This is a genomic window from Mucilaginibacter kameinonensis, from assembly GCF_003675385.1.
GTDB classification, from domain to species: Bacteria; Bacteroidota; Bacteroidia; order Sphingobacteriales; family Sphingobacteriaceae; genus Mucilaginibacter; species Mucilaginibacter kameinonensis.
This window is the reverse complement of record NZ_RCWZ01000005.1, coordinates 492,714-512,238: the sequence shown is the minus strand read 5'-3', so window position 1 is coordinate 512,238 and position 19,525 is coordinate 492,714. Positions and strand designations below refer to the sequence as shown.

Below are 19,525 nucleotides of genomic sequence, written 5' to 3'. Positions count from 1 at the left end.
TGCAAATATACATATATTTATTTATAGGAAATTGTCTATAACCAATGCTCAGCTAATTTAATCTTTGGTCGGGGCCAAGGTAGAGGGAGATAGATATAAACACAAACAATTTTGGTTTACCAGCACTCACATTATCGTAGCGATTTGCATAATTGACACAGAACTTACATCTTTTTTTTTGAGATTAAGATCCAACTCGATATAAACAAAAGTAGCACTCACAAAAATCTGCAAAGGATACACTAAACTAGTAACAAATAAGTAACAGTACATCTCCACACTATTAAAGGAGTTAGCTCTTATCGGCTTCTGTTAATAGTAAAAAGAGATTTTTTCCTGTCTCAAGGAGATAAAACTGAAAATTTATGATTTCTTGCTTTCTGGTTCGAGCCCAGATAGGGGAGCCTGAAAATCAATGATTTAACCCCACTCGCCAGAGTGGGGTTTTTTGTTTCTCACACAATTTTGAAAAATTTGAATATTCTTTAGTTATAATAATTTAAGGATTATACCTTTAAATGTTTTTTAAGGTACCGTAATCAAGTCCAATAGTCATATTGATTGTAACATGAATTCTTAAATACTATATTTAATCTTAATTTCGACGTTAACATGTATGGTATAAAAGAGGATTTAGATGTCGCCTACCGAACGGACTTAGGTATTTATTATAAGTGTAGCATAGAAAATGCTTTACAATCAAAGAGCTTTGAAAAATATAAGGGTAAAATTAATCTGATCATTACTTCACCACCTTTTCCGCTGAATCGAAAAAAGAAATATGGAAATTTTAATGGTCAAACTTATATAGATTGGCTCACTTCTATAACCTCACAATTCGCAGAATTACTTACCGATGATGGTTCTTTTGTTATTGAAATAGGCAACGCTTGGGAAGAAAATGAGCCAACGATGTCTACCCTGCCATTGGAAACACTGTTAGAAATAAAAAGAAAAGGGGACTTCAAGTTATGTGAACAATTTGTGTGGTTTAATACTGCTAAATTACCCAGCCCTGTTCAATGGGTAAATATCGAAAGAAGTAGGGTTAAAGATTCATTTACTAACATATGGTGGCTATCTAAAACTGCTAAACCGAAGGCGAATAATAAAAATGTTTTGGAAGCGTACAGCGCATCCATGGAAAAGCTTCTAAAAAACAAGAAATATAATTCTGGCGCCCGCCCTTCGGAACATCACATAGGAGATAAGTCATTCTTATCTAATCATGGTGGATCAATACCGTCTAATGTATTAATTGGTTCAAACACCGTTTCTAACTCCGCATATTTAAAGTATTGTCAAAATAATGACCTGACACCGCACCCTGCTAGGATGCCGAATTTTATACCTGAATTTTTCACTAAGTTTCTCACAGAGGAATACCTGGCAATACTTTTTACCTATGAATTAGGCAAATCTGAATTAAAATTAGAGCTGTTAGCAAAGTTGCGAGAAGAATAGATAATTAGAAACAACAACCACCGGAATCCCGTTTTGCTGTCAATAGTGTCATATCGGTTTAACAATTATGCAGCATCTAAAAGAATTTCTAACTCGCATCCAAACTTTTGATCTTCGTATCGTCGAGGACGATATGCAAATGGAATCAGGCACAAATGACAAAGAGCATGTTGGAGCCTATGATTTAACCTACCAAACCCAATATTATGATTCCTTTTCCTACAGGAGCGAACTAAGGGTGTTAAAGGATATGGCTTTTATTGATCTGATTACTTTAGATAAAGAGCGCATTAAGCTTCAGTTGGCTGAATTGTCTAAAGTTCGAAGCCGGTTTAAAGAGTTTTGGGAGAATTATAACCAGCACTATTCGGAAATGAAGTTGGTTTATGATCGCTCTTTCATTTTTTCTATCCGTTTGGAGTATTTATTCATTGTTAATAATCTTCAGTCTGACAGCGCTGATATTGAAGTGACTTCCAAATTTGCGGAAGATCTGGGTGATTCTGTTAAGTTACGCGAGAAGTTTCTGATGGAGCTAATCTATGATGCTGAAAATTCGATCAAAGAACATCTGTCATTTGAAGATTTTCAAAAATCACTTCATGGCAAAAAGGAAGCTATTCAGGCTGACGCGCCGGCAGAACCAGAAATAAGTAAAGAACCGGTAACGGTGTTTGAAAATGAACCACCCACTAAATCAATAGATCGCTACCCGACTTTTAAACCGGGTATTGCCTCGCAACTGCTCGACTTATTAAGAGAGTATTTTGTTTCCGCAGATCACTTCAAACTTGAAAGGCTGTTATTATCAGATGAGGCACCGGAGAGACCGTTGGTTTTCCGTGGTTTTGGCAATCAGTTGGCCGATGCATTTAAACAATTATTTGATGCCCGGCTTATCGTAGGTTGCCAGATGGTAGACTTGGAGCGATGGATCGCTCCTAAATTTAACTATCTTTCTAATCAAGCCGAAGCAAGGGAATTAACAGAGGGCTATCTCAACGGTCTAATGTCTACCAAGACCCGTCCCTGCAAATCCCCTATCCTTAAAATTGAACAAAAGGAGGATAAATTTTATATCCTACCTACGCCTCGTAACAAAAGATAACAAAGAAATGAGTGGGTTGCAGTGAGGTTACAGCTTACCCTCTTGTAACCCAGCAAAACAAGCCGCTACAATTGCAGCATTAAACAAATAATGCGCAATGGAAACACTAACATTTGACCAATTACCTCAAGCGGTAAGCAAACTTCAGGATAAGCTTGAAAGCATCGAACAGCTTTTACTTCATCAACATGAGCATCCACCCAGACACGAAGAACTCCTGACCATTTCTAACGCTGCCAAATTTCTAAATCTCTCCGTACCTACAATTTACAGCAAAGTATGCCGTAAAGAAATCCCCGTGAATAAGCGCGGCAAGCGGCTGTATTTCTATCGATCCGAATTGACGGAATGGATTAAGTCTGGCCGGAAGAAGACAGCAGACGAGATCAGAGAAGAGGCGGTACAGCAGTTGACCGCCTCTCGAAAAAATCCCAAAACTTTTTAAGCAAATGAGCATTTCGGGCTTTAGCCCGAAATATAAAATCAAACCAAATGGTAAAGTCGCGAGAAGCAGATACGAAGTATCCGGCTACCACAAGGAGCATTAGCGACATAGTGGAGCGAGTTAATGTTTTTGCTATACAAAAACCCGGATACACCCTAAAGGGATGATCCGGAACTCGCTCCCGTTGGTCGGTTTTTTCAAGAATCAGGAGGGAAATGAACACATGGAAGCAACTGCGGAAAATAACAAATTACCAAAGCGGCGCACGCCGGGAAGGCCAAAGAAAACGATCCGTCGGAGCGACCTTTTGATGGTGAGGCTAACTCCTACCGAAAGGACTTTGATTGAAGGCCGGGCAAAAAACGCAGGGCTGAAGCCTAGTGAATGGTTCCGTAGGGCGGCTAAAAGCGCCAAGGTTTTTCCACGCTTCACGACGGAAGAAAGTGGCTGGTTCAGGATGCTGGCAGGGCTGGCAAACAACCTTAACCAATTGACACATCTGGCAAACGTGGCAGGATTATTTTCACTGGCTTTAAAATGCCGATCGATGCTAAGACAGATAGAAGAACTATTAACTAAAATCAGTAGCCATGATGGGTAAGCCAATTACAGGAAGAAGCTTCGGTGGCTGTATCCGCTATGTGGTGGATAAGCAGCAAGCTAAGATACTGGCAGCCGAAGGCGTACGAATGCAGAACGCCAGTACCCTGGCGCACGACTTTAACTTGCAACGCAAGATGCGGCCGGAACTGGGTAAAGCAGTTGGCCACCTGGTGCTAAGTTGGAGCAAGGAAGATTTAGCCAAACTGAGTGATGACATCATGGTAGAACGGGCAAAGGAATACATGGAAAAAGTAGGCATCCGAGATACGCAATTTGTAGTGGTGCGGCACAGCGACCGGGAACACCCGCATCTGCATTTGATTTATAACCGTGTGGATAATAACGGCAAGACAATTTCCGATAAAAACAATTTCGCTAAAAATGTCAAAGCCTGTAAGGAAATCACCCTGAAATATGGCTACCATTTGGGCGAAGGTAAGGAACAGGTAAACCGCCAAGCCTTAAAAGGCAAAGAGAAGATCAGGTATGAACTTTATGATGTAATTAAAGCCGCAATGAAAACAGCAACCACCTGGAAAGAATTGGAAGCGGCACTGGCAAAACAGGGCATTAAGATCGCTTATAAATTTCGTAGCGGTACCAGCGAGGTACAAGGGGTTTCTTTTGAAAAGGACGACGTTAAAATGAAAGGCTCTGCCATTGACCGCAGTTTAAGCTATGCCCAAATAGATGCGACTTTAACCCGTAACCAACAGGTACAACAATACCACGCAGCAAGACAAGCCAATGAGCCGTCACTGGCCAGCCAGTTACGAGAGGCTATCCGGCAAAGCGTACGGGCGGAGTACCGCCATAGTCCTGATAGCGGTAAAGGCTTGCTACAAATTCTATTGGAGCCGCAATTTGTCGCAGCGGCCCCAGACCCAATGGGTGATGCGGATATAGCCCGCAGAAAACGAAAGAAGCATGAAGCGGAACATTCGCAATCACAGGGGTAAGCAGGTAGAGATAAATTAAACTATTGAATAAAATTTAAAATGAAGTGTTATGCAAAATGAGGAATTAGAAGAAAAGATAACGATGCTGGAAGAGTTAATACAAGGTTTCGTTGCCAGGATGACCATTGTAGAAACCGAAATGCCGGAGTTTCTGAAAATTTTTTTACAGCAATACAAGGAGACATTAGACAGGATAGCATCCCGGATTGAAACGGCTAATAAACGGTATGACGATGCGAAGATCCAGCAACAGATCGACGAGGTAAAAAAACTGGTCGCAACAGTGCCTAAAGTTATAGGGGTAAAAACGAGTCACCATTTCGGAGCCTGGTCAACAAGCCTGATTATCGGTGTAGTAGTTTGCTTTGTGGCAACATCCTTGTCGGTTGGTACGGCTTTGTACCTGAATCACCAGAATGACAGGCTAAACGATGAAGCCTATAATTTCTGGCTGGTTAAGGCGTTGTATCCTGAAGTATCTAAAACCATCAAAAAAAAGTTAACAACCGACCCGAATGCCTTAAACCAACAGGCAGAAAAAGAAATGGAAAAGCGGGAGGCGATTATTGCAGCTCAAGCCCAGTTAGAGCAGGCGGATAAAGAAGAGAAAGCGGCAAAAGATAACTTGGAAAAAGCGAGGTCAGATAAATAAGTTACTTTCTTACATTGGTGTAGAAAAGGGAGTGTTACAGTAAAGCATCTGCGGATATAAGATCTTTATGTTGTCTACCCCAATTATCCAGCTGATCCCATACTGCTGTCAAAGCTTTTCCAATTGGCGTCAATTCGTAAACTACCCTTGCGGGAACCTCTGCAAATACTATTCTGGTCAGGATCTTATCCTTTTCCATTTCAGCAAGATTGAGCGCGAGCATCCGTTCTGTGATGCCATTGAGTGAGTACTTGAGTTCTGAAAAACGCATGGGCCTGTCCTTAAGATTAAAAAAAATAGAAAGTTTCCAACGGCTTCCAATAATGCCAAGTGCGTAAGCTCCCATACAAATATCCTCCAAATAATTTTTGTTGACCTGATTCGTTGAACTAACCTTTGTTTTTTTCATGATTACAATTTTGTAAGCTCCTTACAATTCGTTGCAGATTTGGGTTAATATCCCAAGCCAGATAATTTTGTGGCATAAAAATAATAAGTAACCGTATAATAATAAACAGGAAATAGTCATGAAAGCATTTTTATTGAGACAAACGGGAGGGATTGAAAAGTTGCGCCCGGAAGAAATAACCAAACCCCGCATAGAAGCCAATGAGGTCCTGATAAAAGTACAGGCTATCAGCATCAATCCGGTTGATATATATGTAAGGAAAGACATCAATGCCCTTAAAACCTTTATACTGCCCGAAGCTGGCCAGGATATATTCATTCTGGGATGGGATGTGGCGGGTATAGTAGAAGAGATAGGGGAGGATGTAAAGGATTTTAAAATAGGGGATGCCGTATTTGGCTTGATTAACTTTAGAGGTGCCGGAAATGCCTATGCCGAATACGTTGCAGCACCTGAGTCCCAGGTGGCGCTTAAGCCCAATAATATATCCTTTGAGCAAGCTGCCGCGGCTTGTCTTGCGGCGCTTACTGCCTGGCAAGCCCTGGCGATCCATGCTAAATTAAAGCCCGGTGAGAAAGTACTAATCCATGCGGCTGCCGGCGGCGTGGGGCATTACGCGGTACCAATAGCCAAACACCTGGGCGCATATGTTGTAGGCACAGCTTCGGCTGATAACAAAGAATTTGTGCTATCGCTTGGTGCGGATGAATTTGTCGATTACCAGAATCAAAAGGTTGAGGAGCTTGTAACTGATGCTGATGTTGTACTTGATCCAATGTACGGGGATCATTTATTGCGTTCTATTAAAGCTGCCAAAAAAGGAGGAAGGATAATAAGTCTCTTAACCGATTTTGAAGGTGCTATTGCTGAAGCGGCAAGTATGAAGGAAGTTCATGGCTATCATATGGCCGTGGCTTCCAATGGGCATGACATGAAGGAGATAGCCTCGTTATTGGAGCGGGGAATAATTAGTTCTCATATAAGCGCAAGTTACGATTTTGAAGAGTTACCTAAGGCGCATCAGCATCAGGAAGTTGGAAATAGCCGGGGTAAAATTGTAGTGAAAATTTAGAACTAATCATCCAAATAAATGAATATGATAAGCTTCAATGATATTACACGTGCAGGATATACTCAATATGTAGAAATTGATCTCGGTTCTGCAACGATGATTATTATGTCAGGCCAGGTCGCGATTGATGCGGAAGGGAATACGGTTGGGAAAGGCAATTTTGAGCAACAAGCCGAATTTATTTTTTCTTCTATCAAAAAAATAGTGGAAAAGGCTGGAGGAAGTATTAATAACGTTATTAAATTGAATAATTATTTAACAGATATCTCTAATCTGACTTTATTCAAAAATGTAAGAGACAGGTATGTGAATACTTCTCAACCGCCAGCTTCCACAACGGTTGAGATAAGCCGGTTCATTAGAGAAGATTTGTTGTTAGAAATTGAAGTCATTGCAATGATCAATAAAAGTTAGGTTTACATAACAGGTACAAGCCTGTACAATCTATCGGGCAAAGCGTGCGTTGGCTTACCTGGTAGATTGTACGTTTGGGGAAAACTGTTTACCTTGGCACCATATTCGTGTCATCGTATGAAAGCCACCACAGTACCCCAGGAACTCATTGGTGCTCCGTTTTACAGAAAACATCTGTCCATCGATTCGATGGATGTAGTTGAATCCTGCGCGCATAATGAGGCGGATCAGCGGGGAGGGATGTTTCTTAGAGACCACATGCTGCTTTTTGTGCTGGAGGGGGTTAACCGCATTACACACGGCAAACGAATTTATACTGTTTTCAAAAATGAAATGGTGCTATTGAAAAAGAATACCAGCATAACCTATGATAAAACTGGTTCGGCGGATACCGGCGATATGTATGACAGCGTCATGTTTTTCCTAAAGGATGAATTTTTATCAGACTTTATGAAGACATCAGGGATCAAAACAATAAAAACGGAGGAGTTAGCCAGCGTAAATGTTATGCCGGTAACAGAACCCTTGCTGTCTTTTATTACTTCTATTAAAGCTTACTTCAACGGGACTGCGAAAATTGATAAGGGGCTGGTGCGGATCAAAATAACGGAATTGCTTTATGATCTTGCGCAGACCGATCATAATCTGCTCCTACAGCTTATCCAGCTCAAAAAACAGATCGTGGGCGATATTGCACATGTAATTGAAGAGAATTACATGAATCCATTAAAACTCGTGGATCTTGCCTATTTATCCGGAAGGAGTCTGGCCAGTTTCAAGAGAGATTTTAATACGATTTATAAAACATCACCGGCACAGTTTCTGAAAGAAAAGCGACTCAATAAAGCGAAAGAATTGCTCACTACAACTGATTGGCCAGTTACCGAAATAGGTTTATCAGTAGGCTTTGAGAATGTTTCGCACTTTGTAAGGGTATACAAGGAATTTTCGGGTACAACGCCAACAGAATTTCGCAAAACCCTTGCCTATAAAGATTAAAGAAATGGCCTATCAATTTTGCATCGATAGACCACTTCTTTAAAGCCAATTCTCAAAGATACCAATTGACCGGATTAGTGAGCGACACGGATCATTTTACGATTCAAAAATTCACCAATACCGAGTTCTGATAACTCCCGGCCAAAGCCTGAGTTTTTAATCCCTCCAAAAGGCAAATGCGGTGCGTCGTTAAAGCAAGAGTTAATATAAACCATTCCCGAATCTATACGGGCCGCAACCTCCAGCGCATGTTTGGTATCCATATCAAATATATATGCTCCCAGGCCGTAGTCTATGTCGTTTGCAATATGTATCGCCTCCTCTTCAGTATCTACGACATAGAAAGACAATACAGGGCCAAATGCCTCCTGTTTATACAGCGGGTTATCTCCGGTGATGTTTGTAATAATGGTTGGTTCAAGATAAAAACCCGGACGGTCAACCCGTTTGCCACCTGCAATAATCTCTCCGCCTGCTAATCTTGCGTCTTCGATCTGGCCCAATAATCCCTGGAGTGCTTTTTCACTAACTAGCGGACCTAATGTGGTGGCCTCGTCGGTTGGGGCGCCAACTTTAATGTTGTTGAACTGTTCCTTGAGCAAACTGAGCATTTTCTCACCGCGCTGTTTCCCCACCACAATTACACGCTTAATGTTTACACAACCCTGGCCAGAGTTGTAGGTCCGCCCCATGAGTACCTGTTCTGCTGCAAACTCAAGTGAAGCGCCTTCCAAAATCAATGCAGGATCACTTCCCCCCAGTTCCAGGATTACTTTTTTCAAGTTCCGGCCGGCTCGTTCCCCAACGGAGATTCCGGCACGTTCACTGCCGGTGAGCGCCACACCCCTTACCCTGAAATCATCGATCAACAATCCTATTTGTTTTACGCTACAGAATAAATTGGTATAAGCACCTGCAGGTGCGCCAGCTTCTTCAAATAGCCTGGCGAAGGCAAGAGCGCATTGCGGTACATTCTCGGCATGTTTCATGAGTACCACATTGCCCGCTATTAATTGGGGTACAGCTACGCGGGCTAATTGGTAATACGGGAAGTTCCAAGGTTCGATCGCCAGGATCACACCTAAGGGTTCTGATATGATGCTCGCCTCTTTTTCTTCCACGATAGCATGTGGAGCAAGCATCTTTTCCGCGTTTTTTATATAGTATTCAAAAATGCCGATCACCAAATCAACCTCTAGATAGCTATATCGCAAAATTTTTCCCATTTCTAAAGTAGCTAAATGGGCAAACTCTTCTCTTTTTTCCTTTAAAATCTTCCCTGCCCGCGCAACAACTGCAATGCGGTCGGCAACGGTTCTTAATTTCCAGTCTTCATGAAAACGTTTGTTGGCTGTTTCCAGTGCAGCAATAACTTGTTCATCTGTCTGAAGAGGAAATTCTTTTAGCAAATCCCCTGTTGCGGGATTGATAGTTTGAAAACTCATACAGTTATTTTTTAATTATTATTTAATAGTGGTGATGTATACAGGATCAGCCTTGTGCCGCTTCTGATACATGATTCCATGTCTTCCAGGTCTGCATTTTTTCCGCATAAACCTTTTGTGCTTTTTTAAATCCGATCTTTCCAAAAAACAGGCGTAACGGAGGCTGTGGGTTATCTATAAGGTCCAAGATTACCGGAACGGTGGCCTCCGGGTTACCGTAATCTTCAGGTGATACGCCTTCTATTTCACCCAATTTTGACTTCACCTGATCATAGGCAGGTATTCCATTTCCATAAATTGCAGAAGAACCCCCAAACTCCGTAGTATACCCGTTGGGTTCAATCATCGTCACGTGGATGCCCAGGTCCTTAACTTCGCCGGCCAATGCTTCGCTCAACCCTTCCACAGCAAACTTGGTTGCGTTATAGATTCCCAGCGTAGGTATGCTGTAAATTCCGAGAACGCTTGAAAGCTGTATGATGTGACCGCGTCCCTGTTCTCTGAAAATTGGCAATGCGGCTTGCGTTACCCAGAGCGTGCCAAATACGTTGGCTTCAAAAACGTCTTTTATTTCTTTTTCTCCAACTTCTTCGATCGCGCCAAAAACGCCGTAGCCCGCGTTATTAATAACCACATCGAGATTCCCAAAGTGGTTTTTTGCTTGCTGCACGGCCTTTATTACAGCGCCTCTGTTTGTAACATCCAATGTGATTGGCAAAAGTTGCTCCTTATACTGTTCGGCCATGTCGGCAAGTGCCTCCGCGTTTCTGGATGTAGCAGCCACGTTATCGCCTCGCTTCAAGAGAGCTTCGGTCCAAAGTTTCCCAAATCCTGTGGATACACCCGTGATAAAAACTGTTTTTTTCATTATAAATCAGATTAAATTGTTAATTATGGTCACAGGGTCGATTCAATTCACTGAGTGAAGGCTTCGCTGCCATTGTTTTTTGGGATCAGCTTCTATAAAAGAATCATAGCTTTAAAGCCCACATAAGAACCCGGTCAATAGGTGAATCCGGGTTGGGATTTACGTTTAGTATGGTATCCCGTCAGCAGACTGTTAGTCCCGATTTTACCAGAGAAGACTCAATAATTAAAATAAGTACTGTAACGATGTCAATGAGAGGGCCGCAATTGGTTAATTCCACTACTGGCCCTTTCACCATTGCAAAGGTACCAAGGGCACCGAATCGGAGTTTTTCTAATCGGCTCAACTATTTTGATAAAATGGTTCAAAGAATGGACGATTGGATAAATTTTAAATCAATTATTATGCAAAAAGAAGAATTAGAAGAAAAGATAACGATGTTGGAACAGTTGACACAATGCTTCGTTGTCAAAATGACCTTCGTAGAAACTGAAATACCGGAGTTTCTAAAACCCTTTTATAGCAATACAGGGAAACAATAGACAGAATAGCAGTCCGTATTGAAATAGCTAATAAACGCTATGATGATGCGAAGATCCAGCAGTGGATCGACAAGGTAAAAAGACTGATGGCAACCATATCTAAAGTAATAGGGGTAAAAACCAGCCACCATTTTGGGCTCCGGTCAAAAAGCCTGGTTATCGGTAGGATAGCATGTTTTATTTTTTACATCCCTATCCATTGGTACCGATATGAATAATATCAACAAACTTCTGATCCTCTTTGAACAGTTCGCGTACACGCAAAACGAAGCTGCTGCCCTTAATGACTTTCTTGATTATTTTCTCTTAGCGTTTCGATATCACGAAACAGCCGAAGAGCAGAAACCGGCACTTGAAACACTCATCAACCATCCAAAGCGGGAACTGCTCTCGAAGATGCTGATCGAAGTAGGGGAACTTTCCGAAAACTTCAATGACCCTTTAGGAGAACTGTGTGAAACCCTAATATCAAAAGGCAGAAACGGGCAGTTCTTCACTCCTGGCCCAATAAAGGATTTGCTAACTGCTCTTGTTTACGACAGCAATGCAAAACAAGGAGACATGGTACTTGACCCAGCCTGTGGATCAGGAAGAATGCTGTTGTCGGCGGCAAAGCGCAACCGGCACCGACTCTTTTACGGCGCAGACATTGATCCGCTGTGTTGCAAAATGGCCTTGATGAACATGCTATTGCACTCGTTGACGGGTGAGATTGCGCACATGGATTCGCTTTCCAACAAATTCTTCCACGGGTACGTTATCGGTACCGTTCTTTTAAATGGTCACCATCATCCCTACTACAAACCCTTTACTGATCCTGAGCAAAGCAGAATCTGGCTGCGCTCGAAGGAAAACCCTTCACAGGAAGCAGTTACCGATCCCTCCGAGTCAATGCGACAGCCGTCAGAAAGAGGAGTACAAGGAAATTTGTTTGATGAACTCTAAACATACACGCCGGTAATTCCGGCGTTTTTCTAATACCTTAACATTATTAATTTATAAAGTTCTTCTGCAATCCACACATGCTTGCAAAAATCTGCAAACATACATGCTAGAGGAAACCAATAATGTTTCCTCTAATCAAAAGATAATACTTTATGCAAATCTTGCATAAAGTATGCACAAAGTGAATTGGATGGGGCAATAGAGCGCACGAACTTAGAGCTGTACTAAACCCCAACACTCAATTTGAAAAAAGTACTATTTCTGCTTCAACACACCGTTCTGCTGACGGGTGCAATGATCCTATTCCTTTCCTGCGGCAAAGGCTCCGGCAATTTAGACAACATGAACAATGGCGGACATGTCGACCCGCCGCCAACGAACAATGGCGAAGTAGTAACTACTGCCGTTTCGGGCGTCACCTCTGGACACGCAACGATTGAAGGAGAATTGACCAAAGAACTGCCGTTGGGAGCAAACGGAGAGATCGGGTTTGCCTGGGATACGAAATCACACACCAATATCGCTGATTATCCTAATAAGTTTTACGGCCAACCAAGTGCGCCATTCAGCGGCAAGTTTAAATTCATTCGAGCGGGACTTACCGGCGGGACAACCTACTACGTCCGTGCCATTGCCTCAAGAACGGTTACCGGGGATCCGCTCATTTATGGCAAAGAACTCTCTTTTACCACCAAAGCCCCCAGCATGGAATATGGCGAGTTTGTACAGGGCGGCATCCTTTTTTATGTTGATAAGACCGGCAAGCATGGCCTTGTTGCCGACCTTGACGCGCTTGTTTATAACTTCGGTGGTGGCCCGAAATGGAAAGGCGATGGCAACGCAGGCGTTCTGTTTACTACCAGCAAAGCTATCGGTACTGGTAATGCAAATACTACTACAATCGTTTCCACCTACGGCACGAATCAAACTATCGGCTATGCAGCATTGTACAGTTACAGCCTTGACAAAAACGGCTATAGCGATTGGTATTTACCATCAATTGACGAATTATCACAAATAAAAAAAAATCTCTATGAGAATCCTCTTGGCCTCGCATCAGGACATTTTTGGAGTTCGACTACAACAACTGCCGGGTATGCATGGTGTTTGGGGACTGATGCAGTAACCGATACGCCCGATCAGTTTCTCATCTCTAATTATGCAGCAGTTTGCTCGGTGCGAAGCTTTTAGACATTTGTTGGTGATTTTGGTAAGTCTCTTTACACCTTTTGAGATCGGCGAGTATCGTCAATTTATTGTTAAAACTTAGACTATTTGATTTTACTAGGTGTTTATACGGTATTATTTTCCGTCAAAACACCTATTAGCTTTCTTATTTTTTATAAGTATTTTCGCCAAAACATTAAAATAATATTTTACAAATGGAGTGTTAACTCACACTCTAATCTAAACAGCCTATCACAATGAAAAAAAGAAACCCCTCGCTAAGCTTTTGTTCATGTCTCTAAGCCCTTGTTTTAGACAGAACGCTCACCAACTGGACTCTGACGCAGATAAAATAAGTAATTCTCTATCTATATGAAATATTCATTTAGCGGATTCTACATAAACTAATTTCTCGACAAGCAGATTTCAACAAACCACTGTATTAAGAATACCATAGTAAATAATACGGTATTCGACTGACTTACTTCTTTTAAATCACTTAAATCATATTAATTTCTCAATGAAAAATAATAGTTTCAAAAAGACCATTATCTTTCTTGCGTTTTGTGCCATCACCGGAGCCGCAAAATCGCAGGAGAATAATGTTGTAAATCTACTCCCACCAGCGCCCAATGCAGCATCATTGGGCAAATATGTTGGGGCAAATACTGGATTGTCATCCGGCTCAGCAAATTTTTCCATTTCGCTAGTAAATTATTCATCTAAGCACATTTCTTTGCCAATTTCTATCAATTATGCCACCAGTGGATTCAAGGTTGATGAGATTGCCTCCCGTGTTGGAAATCAATGGGCGTTAAATGCAGGTGGTGTGATAACGAGGACTGTCTTTGGCAGTGTCGATGAGAAATCAACAAGAATTCGGCCGATCCCTGAACTGGGAGACAATAATGATTTTCCTTTGTTTTCCTTTGAATCAGCACTCGCTAACCCCGACCCCTTGCAAGGGGTTGGTCCATCCGGATCAATAGATGCTCAACCCGATATGTTTAGCTTTAACTTTGACAATTTTAGCGGTCGATTCATTTTGGATACATTGGGACCGAACCGCAAACTTGTTCCTGTCATGCTTTCTAACATGGCTTTAAAGGTAGAGATCACACAGGGAGGAAATCAAGCGCCAATTACAGGATTCAAAATCACCGCACCGGACGGCAAACAATATTTCTTTGGCGAGGACGCAACTGAATACACACAAAATACCGGAAGTTGCGGTGCTGCCTACGCTAATAACTCTACCGCCTGGTATCTCAAGCGAATCGTTCATCCCAATGGCGATGTTGTTACCTTTTATTATTCTGCACTATCTTATGATTATCAATTAGGGAGAAGTGAAACAATCTATGTTTTTACCGGCTCAAATCCGACAGTCTATTGCGGTGGTACTGTCAGTCGGCCCCAGCCTACAAATAACAGCTGCATCAATGCGCTTCACACTACTGGTGTAGTGCTTGATAGTATCGCTTCGACTTTCGGAGATAAAATAGTCTTCAGCTATACGGGCAGGCAAGATGATAATGACAAGTTAGTGTCATCAATAAGTGTTTATAGCCCGGATTATACTACGCTATTCAAAACATTTGATTTTCAATACCAATATGCCGGGTCAAGGCCGTTTCTGATGTCATTGTCAGAAAAAAATGGCATCGGCGCACTCCTCCACCAGCATAAATTTCAGTACAACGACCTTTCATCCATCCCTGCTGCATTATCGTATGCACAGGACTATTGGGGCTTTTTCAATGGGCAATTTTCTAACACCACCGGTATTCCAAAGCCGAAGGACCCCGATTTTGCTCAAGCATTACCACTAGCTACGGCAAACCGCGACCCCGACCCTTTATATGCCTCTAAAGGGCTCCTTAACTTAATAACATACCCGACAGGTGGCAAGGATAGTATTGTGTATGAGGGCAATCAGGCATATCAAATGACGACCATTTACCCAGTCGAACAGACTCTAAAACATACAGCAGATAACCCTACTGGTAACAGTGCTGAAATTGTCACTGTGTCTACGGGGACAGCGGAAATAGCATACCAACAACAAGTTAACATTAGTGCAACATGCTCTACAACCGCCTCATTGCCGAGCAGTACTCGCTATACTTCATTAGAGATTAGAGACGCAAGTGGAAATATGGTTACGAATTTTTTAGTAAACCCAGGATCAAGTCTCAACAATAATTTCATTCTTAATCCTGGGACCTATCGAATAGCAATACACTTGTTTGGCGATCATATTTCAACAAAAGCTACCTTAACTTATAGAGCAGGCACGGTATCAAATCAAATGCTTAATAGAGCAATTGGAGGCGTGCGTGTGGCAAAGATTCTGACTTACGATGGCATTTCGACTACCCCTACAATTAAAAAATACTACTATAATAAATTTTTGAACCCCGACCAATCTTCGGCATCGACTATAAATCTCCCCCCTTACGAAAGAAATATCAATATGTACTTGCCCTGCCCGGGATATGGCTCATGCTCGCCTTCTGTGGAGTTTCCATTTAAAACTAGTAGCTCAAGCGCTCCATTGACATTATCTAAAACGCCGACTCCTGCGACCTATAAAGAAGTAACGGAAGGCTTTGGAGAAAACTTCGAGAATGGAGGAATAGAACATACATTCACCGTGTCACCAAACAGAGATGCAGCTATATTTCGCGGTACAGCCATTGTGGGCGCTCCAACTGGGGACGAAATTTACAGAAACGGCAAGGAGACATATCAGGGGACATTTAAAATACAAGCTGGACAACGACAATACGTTCACAAAACCTTTACGCATTACGTCGAAGACACAAGTTTTGCCGGGCAATATACCGGCTACATTGCCACTGAAAAAATACGTCTCTATTGTGGTCAAACAACTGACAATACACAACTTTCATGGGAGCGATCGAACTACAACACCAGTTATTACTTCATTCATAAGGCGTGGATGTACGTAGATACGGTAAAGGACCAATCTTTTGACACCAATGGGTTGCTGTTGTCAGAATCACTCACCAATTATCAATACAATATTATCAGTGCGCAACCGTCAAGCATTACAACATACAACAGTACAGGAAACACATTAAAAACTGTATTATCTTATCCTTCAGACTTTAGCACGACCGCACCGTACAATGCGATGATCAGCAACAATATCGTTGCACCGGTTATTGTAAAAGCCGAATTTAACAACTCAAACCCAATGGTGTCCACCAGAACCAATTATAAAAACTGGATGAATACCATTTTCGCTCCAGAAACAGTAGAAACGCAGACGCGCAATAATCCTTATGAAATACGACTTCGGTATTATGCCTATGACGACCAAGGAAATGTCTTGAGTACTTCTAAAGAAAATGGACCCAAAACTAATTATATATGGGGATATAATGGTGTATATCCGATCGCCAAGATTGATAATGCCGATTACAGCGTTGTTCAAACTGCGCTGGGAGGAAACACGGCGGTTACTTCCTTTAGAAACATCCGCAACCCCAGCGATGCTCAAGTCAATTCATTTTTGGCTACATTACGAACTAACACTGCATTAAAGAATGCATTTGTAATATCAAACCTCTTTGATCTCGTTAATGGACTAAAAAGCACTGTAGATCCCAAAGGCATGCCTACTTATTACGAATATGACAACTTTCAACGATTGCAGAACATCAAGGATAAAGACGGCAACATCATTAAACATTACGATTACCACTACCAAGGACAATAACCGTTTTAAAGACCAATCACATGAAAAAACTATTTATATCTGCCATTCTGTTGGTGGCCTGTTACTCACATTTACGTGCTCAAAATACGTTCCCGTCTACCGGAAATGTCGGAGTAGGAACGACGGGGCCTGCCGCCGTTTTAACGGTAACCAATGCGACCCCGGTAATCCAGCTATTGGATAAAGACGTCAATCCTCGTGATGGAAGTAGCTTGGGAAAATTGGCTTTTGGTTCCGGGGCCAACGAACTGGCATCCATTGATGCAATGCGGTTTTCAACCAATTACGATGATGTCACTAATATCTTATTTAGAACAAGCTGGGCGACTGGTGCCGGAGGCGACGGCGCAAATATCGAGCGAATGAGAATCAGTTATACCGGCAATGTAGGAATCGGTATAACCAATCCTCAAAACAAACTGGACGTTAACGACACTATTCATTCCAAGGCTGTCTTGATAGACCTAAATGGATGGCAAGATCGTGTGTTTAACAAAGAGTATCAGTTGTTGCCGTTAACAGAAGTCAAAGCGTATATCGACCAACATCAGCATTTACCAGAAATCCCTTCAGAACAGGAAATGGTCAAAAATGGGCTTGATGTGGGAGAGATGAACAAGCTACTGATGAAGAAAGTAGAAGAACTGACGCTATATCTTATTGAGTTAAAAACTGAAGTAAGCCAACTCCAAAAACAAATCAAAACACCAGTTAAATCTAATTAATCCTATGAAAATATTTTCACTTTTATTGCTGGCAGGAAGTTTATTCATGGTATGCTCAGCCAATGCGCAAACCAAGACGGTGACAGTCGATGCGAATGACGTGCTAAATAACAATACAAAGATTGTCGCGCAGACCTCTTCTGGACAGGTTTTCTTTACGGGCCACCAAATTGGGACAGGCTATTATTATCCCGCGGGCATCTTTCGTGCTATTACTGACAATAATAACAATGCAGCCAATTACTATTTTGACGGTATAACGAACGGTACAACCAATTTTAGTGTGAGGGCTGATGGACAGGGTTATTTTGCGGGAAATTTAGGGGTTGGCAATTCCAATCCTGATGCCAAACTAACAGTATACTCGCCTATACCATTGGGCGGTGTCGCTAAAAACGCAGTACTAGTAAGTTCAATTGGCGGCACCTCGGGTACCAACTACTTCAAAAATAACTTGTGGCTGGTAAGAAATTCCGCAGGGAGCGATTGGGTTACTGCCCGGCTACACGATGGCATTTCTATTGATGTGTCATTTTTAAACCCGCAAACAAATACCAGAACATGGTGGGAAAGAGATCCGAATCAGGATGTTCAATCATGGGGAACATCAGCCAATACGTATATGACGATTGTTCAAGGCAATGTAGGCATTGGTATAACTAACCCAGCGAATAAACTGGATGTTAACGGCACAATACATTCTAAATCGGTATTGATTGACCTGAATGGCTGGGCGGATTATGTATTTAAGCCGACGTATCAACTCCGTCCGTTAACAGAAGTAAAAACTTTTATCGATCAACATAAGCATTTACCAGAAATTCCTTCCGAACAAGAGATTGTTAAGGATGGATTGAACCTTGGGGAAATGAATAAGCTGTTAATGAAAAAGATAGAGGAACTAACGCTGTACCTGATAGAGAAAGACAAGGTGGAAAAGGAGCAAAAGAAAATCAATCAAAATTACGCTACTCAAATAGAAACGCTTACCCACCATCTCGAATTACTGACTAATCAACTTAATGCCTTCAAATCACAAACTTCAAACAAATGAAAAAGCTATATCTGGCCTTATCCGCATTGCTGTTTTCGGTAAGCGCCTTCGCGCAAAATACATTTCCCGCCGGTGGAAACGTTGGAATTGGAACCTCAAGCCCAACAAGTGGATTGGAAGTACATACAGAAGGTTCGAATGTGAATGATGGGGCGCTATTTCTGGTCGGTGGAGTCAATGCCGGGTTTGGCGGGGGCGCTACTTTGGCCGGAATCAAGACCATTGCGGGCGACGGCGGACAATACAACCTGTTCAAAGTTCAAAATGCCGCGGGTCTTAAATTCCTGATCAATGGGTTGGGCAATGTTGGCATAGGTACGGGATCACCGCAAACCAAATTAGATGTTGTAGGCGGCATTACTGCATCTGGCGAGTCCCATTATTATTTGGGCAGCTATGTTGATCCGCTTGTTGGTGCTGGGTTTGCAATAAAGGTGGGATCAAGCGGCATCGCAGTAAACGGAAACTCCGTTTTTAACGACGGTATCAGTATCGGTACGAGTACTTTACCTACAGGTTACAAGTTTGCAGTAAATGGTGGTGTAATCGCGAGTACCGTAACTATTAAACTCTATTCCCAATGGCCTGATTATGTTTTTAAACTAAACTATCAACTTCCATCTTTAACAGAAGTTAAAACCTATATCGACAAGAACCAGCATTTGCCTGAAATTCCCTCAGAGCAGGAGATCGCCAAAGCCGGCCTGAATCTTGGCGAGATGAATAAGCTCCTGATGAAGAAAGTGGAAGAGCTGACGTTGTACGCGATAGAGAACGAGCAAAAGGATAAGGAAAAAGACAAACTGCTTACGACACTCCAGAAACAGATCGACGCGCTAAAAGAGCAACTGACGGCTGTTCAAAAGGAAATAAAAAAATAACCCAACCTGATCACACTTTAATACC

19 protein-coding genes are annotated in these 19,525 nt (G+C 42.1%); 16 read left to right on the top strand and 3 right to left on the bottom strand.

The features are described from left to right. Nucleotides 1-612 precede the first annotated feature (612 nt). From EAH55_RS25240 to EAH55_RS25215, 6 genes are all read left to right on the top strand, one after another. A complete protein-coding gene (locus EAH55_RS25240) occupies nucleotides 613-1,464 on the top strand; it encodes a DNA methyltransferase (RefSeq protein WP_121812094.1) in 852 nt (283 codons plus the stop codon). Nucleotides 1,465-1,531: 67 nt separating this feature from the next. Beyond that, entirely contained in the window at nucleotides 1,532-2,572 is a 1,041-nt protein-coding gene (locus EAH55_RS25235; protein ID WP_121812093.1) for a hypothetical protein, read from the top strand. Between the two features lie 97 nt (nucleotides 2,573-2,669). After that, nucleotides 2,670-3,017 (top strand): helix-turn-helix domain-containing protein, encoded by a 348-nt coding sequence (locus tag EAH55_RS25230; protein WP_121812092.1) that lies wholly within the window; start codon nucleotides 2,670-2,672, stop codon nucleotides 3,015-3,017. Between the two features lie 223 nt (nucleotides 3,018-3,240). Further along, nucleotides 3,241-3,618 (top strand): plasmid mobilization protein, encoded by a 378-nt coding sequence (locus EAH55_RS25225; RefSeq protein ID WP_162997033.1) that lies wholly within the window; start codon nucleotides 3,241-3,243, stop codon nucleotides 3,616-3,618. Then, nucleotides 3,608-4,579 carry a relaxase/mobilization nuclease domain-containing protein gene (locus tag EAH55_RS25220; protein ID WP_121812090.1) on the top strand — a complete coding sequence of 324 codons (972 nt, stop codon included), beginning with the start codon at nucleotides 3,608-3,610 and terminating at the stop codon, nucleotides 4,577-4,579. The genes EAH55_RS25225 and EAH55_RS25220 overlap by 11 nt, the downstream gene beginning before the upstream one ends. A gap of 49 nt (nucleotides 4,580-4,628) precedes the next feature. Then, nucleotides 4,629-5,231: a hypothetical protein gene (locus tag EAH55_RS25215; RefSeq protein ID WP_121812089.1), complete on the top strand. Its 603-nt coding sequence runs from the start codon at nucleotides 4,629-4,631 to the stop codon at nucleotides 5,229-5,231. Nucleotides 5,232-5,265: 34 nt separating this feature from the next. On the opposite strand, the gene EAH55_RS25210 is transcribed toward EAH55_RS25215, so the two are convergent. Then, complete coding sequence (locus EAH55_RS25210; RefSeq protein ID WP_121812088.1) at nucleotides 5,266-5,640, bottom strand: winged helix-turn-helix transcriptional regulator; 375 nt, start codon at nucleotides 5,638-5,640, stop codon at nucleotides 5,266-5,268. 118 nt (nucleotides 5,641-5,758) lie between these two features. Between EAH55_RS25210 and EAH55_RS25205 the strand changes: the two genes are divergently transcribed. The 3 genes from EAH55_RS25205 (at nucleotide 5,759) to EAH55_RS25195 (ending at nucleotide 8,125) form a co-directional block, all read left to right on the top strand. Next, the gene (locus tag EAH55_RS25205; RefSeq protein ID WP_121812087.1) at nucleotides 5,759-6,712 is read left to right on the top strand and encodes an NADP-dependent oxidoreductase; all 954 of its coding nucleotides are present in this window, start codon (nucleotides 5,759-5,761) and stop codon (nucleotides 6,710-6,712) included. An 18-nt stretch (nucleotides 6,713-6,730) separates the two neighbouring features. After that, complete coding sequence (locus EAH55_RS25200) at nucleotides 6,731-7,126, top strand: RidA family protein (RefSeq protein ID WP_208644930.1); 396 nt, start codon at nucleotides 6,731-6,733, stop codon at nucleotides 7,124-7,126. A 117-nt stretch (nucleotides 7,127-7,243) separates the two neighbouring features. Next, the gene (locus tag EAH55_RS25195) at nucleotides 7,244-8,125 is read left to right on the top strand and encodes a helix-turn-helix domain-containing protein (protein ID WP_121812086.1); all 882 of its coding nucleotides are present in this window, start codon (nucleotides 7,244-7,246) and stop codon (nucleotides 8,123-8,125) included. Between the two features lie 74 nt (nucleotides 8,126-8,199). Here EAH55_RS25195 and EAH55_RS25190 read toward each other — a convergent pair whose 3' ends face one another. Then, nucleotides 8,200-9,570 carry an aldehyde dehydrogenase family protein gene (locus tag EAH55_RS25190; protein WP_121812085.1) on the bottom strand — a complete coding sequence of 457 codons (1,371 nt, stop codon included), beginning with the start codon at nucleotides 9,568-9,570 and terminating at the stop codon, nucleotides 8,200-8,202. Nucleotides 9,571-9,616: 46 nt separating this feature from the next. Next, on the bottom strand, nucleotides 9,617-10,438 hold the full coding sequence (locus EAH55_RS25185; protein WP_121812084.1) for an SDR family NAD(P)-dependent oxidoreductase: 822 nt from the start codon (nucleotides 10,436-10,438) through the stop codon (nucleotides 9,617-9,619). 404 nt (nucleotides 10,439-10,842) lie between these two features. On the opposite strand from EAH55_RS25185, the gene EAH55_RS31055 reads away from it, so the two are divergent. The 7 genes from EAH55_RS31055 to EAH55_RS25150 all read left to right on the top strand — a co-directional run bounded on the left by EAH55_RS31055 (nucleotide 10,843) and on the right by EAH55_RS25150 (nucleotide 19,500). Then, nucleotides 10,843-10,980 carry a hypothetical protein gene (locus tag EAH55_RS31055; protein WP_162997032.1) on the top strand — a complete coding sequence of 46 codons (138 nt, stop codon included), beginning with the start codon at nucleotides 10,843-10,845 and terminating at the stop codon, nucleotides 10,978-10,980. 210 nt (nucleotides 10,981-11,190) lie between these two features. After that, nucleotides 11,191-11,925: an HsdM family class I SAM-dependent methyltransferase gene (locus EAH55_RS25175; RefSeq protein ID WP_121812082.1), complete on the top strand. Its 735-nt coding sequence runs from the start codon at nucleotides 11,191-11,193 to the stop codon at nucleotides 11,923-11,925. Nucleotides 11,926-12,168: 243 nt separating this feature from the next. Beyond that, on the top strand, nucleotides 12,169-13,116 hold the full coding sequence (locus tag EAH55_RS25170) for a DUF1566 domain-containing protein (protein WP_162997031.1): 948 nt from the start codon (nucleotides 12,169-12,171) through the stop codon (nucleotides 13,114-13,116). Between the two features lie 496 nt (nucleotides 13,117-13,612). Beyond that, nucleotides 13,613-16,840, top strand: a complete 3,228-nt coding sequence (locus EAH55_RS25165; protein ID WP_121812080.1) for an RHS repeat domain-containing protein — start codon at nucleotides 13,613-13,615, stop codon at nucleotides 16,838-16,840. Nucleotides 16,841-16,860: 20 nt separating this feature from the next. Next, a complete protein-coding gene (locus EAH55_RS25160; protein ID WP_121812079.1) occupies nucleotides 16,861-17,565 on the top strand; it encodes a hypothetical protein in 705 nt (234 codons plus the stop codon). 4 nt (nucleotides 17,566-17,569) lie between these two features. Beyond that, nucleotides 17,570-18,619 carry a hypothetical protein gene (locus tag EAH55_RS25155; protein WP_121812078.1) on the top strand — a complete coding sequence of 350 codons (1,050 nt, stop codon included), beginning with the start codon at nucleotides 17,570-17,572 and terminating at the stop codon, nucleotides 18,617-18,619. After that, on the top strand, nucleotides 18,616-19,500 hold the full coding sequence (locus EAH55_RS25150; RefSeq protein WP_121811968.1) for an AAA family ATPase: 885 nt from the start codon (nucleotides 18,616-18,618) through the stop codon (nucleotides 19,498-19,500). Before EAH55_RS25155 ends, EAH55_RS25150 begins: the two co-directional genes overlap by 4 nt. The last annotated feature ends 25 nt before the right edge of the window (nucleotides 19,501-19,525 follow it).